The organism is Actinoallomurus acaciae (assembly GCF_042429965.1).
GTDB lineage: Bacteria > Actinomycetota > Actinomycetes > Streptosporangiales > Streptosporangiaceae > Actinoallomurus > Actinoallomurus acaciae.
This window is the reverse complement of sequence record NZ_JBHLZP010000864.1, coordinates 1-2,178: the sequence shown is the minus strand read 5'-3', so window position 1 is coordinate 2,178 and position 2,178 is coordinate 1. Positions and strand designations below refer to the sequence as shown.

Sequence of the window (2,178 nt, the reverse complement as noted above, 5' to 3'; positions counted from 1 at the left end):
TCGTCCACGCCGACGTACGGCAGCCGCGACGACCCGAGAGGCCGGCCGCACAGCAGCACCGGGACGCCGGCCTGCCGGAGCGACGCGCAGGGCGCGTCGTACGCGCTGACCAGCAGGACGCCGTCGGCCCCGCCCCCGCGCAGGTAACGCGGCATCGTCGACCGGTGGGCCGTCCGGCCGACGACCATCACGACCAGCTCACGCTCCTCACCGAGCGCGCGCCGCACACCGCCCAGAAGCCGGGCGAAGGTGCCGTCGGTGAACACCCGGCCGTCGTCCTCGCAGATCACCAGGGCGATCGACCGGCCGTGCGGGGCGGCGCGACGGCGTACGTAGCCGAGCCGGTCGATGGCGCGTTCGACCCGGGTCCGGGCGTGCCGGCTGACACGGGCGCTGTCGTTGATGACGCGCGAGACGGTCGCGGGCGAGACTCCGGCGAGGGCGGCGACGTCGGCGAGTGTCGGCGTCCCGGCCACCTCGGCGGGTGTGGTGGTCTCCGTCAAGGCGAGGACTCCCTTCGAGCGCGGGGCTCAGCTGGCGGGCGTGGGAGCGCTCCCACACAATCCAGGCCCCGGGAGTCCTTGTCAATAGAAAGGTTTCGGGCGAGTTAACCCGCTGTAATCCTGCGCCGCCCGTTACCCGTACGACCAGGTCGGATGGGCGCGCCGCCGTTGGCCATCGCGTGAAAGGCGGTGAAAAGCGCTCCGGCCGCCGGGCGGACCAGCGACGCCGGCGGCACACCGGTCTGGGGCCTGCTGCTGGTCGGCCTGCTCACGTTGTCCGGGGCCACGGTGGCCTTCGCCCTCGGCCGCCGTGGCGGCTGGAGCTCCACCGCCCCCGGGAGACGACGCCGGCCCGCGGGTCTCGCCGACCGCCCGGAACCGCCGCACGGCAGGGCACGGCGGTTCCGGGCGGTCGCTCAGGACTCGGGGATGCTCTTGCCCGGGTTGAGGATCCCGGCGGGGTCCAGAGCCGCCTTGACGGCCAGGTGCGCGCGGCGTGCCACCGGATCGAGCTCGCCGCCGAGCCAGGAGCGTTTCAGCAGGCCGACCCCGTGCTCGCCGGTGACGGTTCCGCCCAGTTCGAGCGCGAGCGCGACGATGTCGTCGAAGACGCGGAACGCGCGGCGCTCCGCGTCCGGGTCGCCGTGGGCGTACACGACCGTGGGATGCATGTTCCCGTCGCCCGCGTGCCCGAAGATGCCGACCGTCATCCCACGCTCGGCGGCGATCCGCTCCACTCCCTCGATCAGCGGGACCAGGGCCGGCAGCGGGACCGCCACGTCGTCCAGCAGGGTCGCGCCCATCCGCTCCAGCGCGGGGTAGGCGAGCCGGCGCGCCTGCATCAGCAGGTCGGACTCGGCCGGGTCGTCCGCCTGGATCACCTCGGCGGCACCGGCGTCGGTGAACGCCTTGGCGATCACGGTGGCGTCGGCGTCCTGGCGAGCGGAGTCCGACTGGGCGAGCACCATGGCCGCGGTGCCCGCCTCGATGCCCAGCGGCTGCCACGACTCGATGGCCTGGAGCGTCGTCGCGTCCAGGATCTCCAGGAGAGAGGGCTCGACGCCGGACCGGAGCACGGCGCCCACGGCCTCCCCCGCCGCCGCGAGGGAGGTGAACTGGCCCACGACCGTACGCGGCTCGGCCGGAGCCGGCCGCAGGGCCAGGGTCAGTTCGGTGATGACCGCGAGCGTGCCCTCCGACCCCACCAGCAGATGGGTGAGGTCGTAGCCGGCCACGCCCTTGACCGTGCGACGGCCGGTGCGCAGCACCGACCCGTCGGCCAGCACCGCCTCCAGACCACGGACGTAGTCGCCGGTCACGCCGTACTTCACGCAGCACATGCCGCCCGCGTTCGTCGCGGCGTTGCCTCCGACGGTGCACATCTCGAAGCTGCCCGGATCGGGCGGATAGAACAATCCCTCCCGCGCGGCGGCGTCGCGCAGTGTCGCGTTGATCACGCCGGGCTGGACCACCGCGAGGCGTTCGGCGGGGTCGATGGCCAGGATGCGGTCCATCCGGGTCGTGCACAGGACGAGGCAGCCGTCGACGGCGTTCGCCGCACCGGCGAGCCCGCTGCCGGCACCCCGCACCACGATCGGCGTCCCGAGCCCGGCGGCCACGGTGACGGCCGCGACGACCTGCGCCGTGTCCTGAGGCAAGGCCACGGCCGCGGGCG

General features: G+C 74.1%; 2 protein-coding genes. Both read right to left on the bottom strand.

What is annotated here, in order from left to right; genetic code table 11:
• On the bottom strand, positions 1-503 hold a 503-nt coding region (locus ACFFNX_RS48185; RefSeq protein ID WP_378213149.1), incomplete at its 3' end, for a LacI family DNA-binding transcriptional regulator.
• 416 nt (positions 504-919) lie between these two features.
• The coding region (locus ACFFNX_RS48180; protein WP_378213148.1) for an FAD-binding oxidoreductase at positions 920-2,178 on the bottom strand (1,259 nt) is incomplete at its 5' end.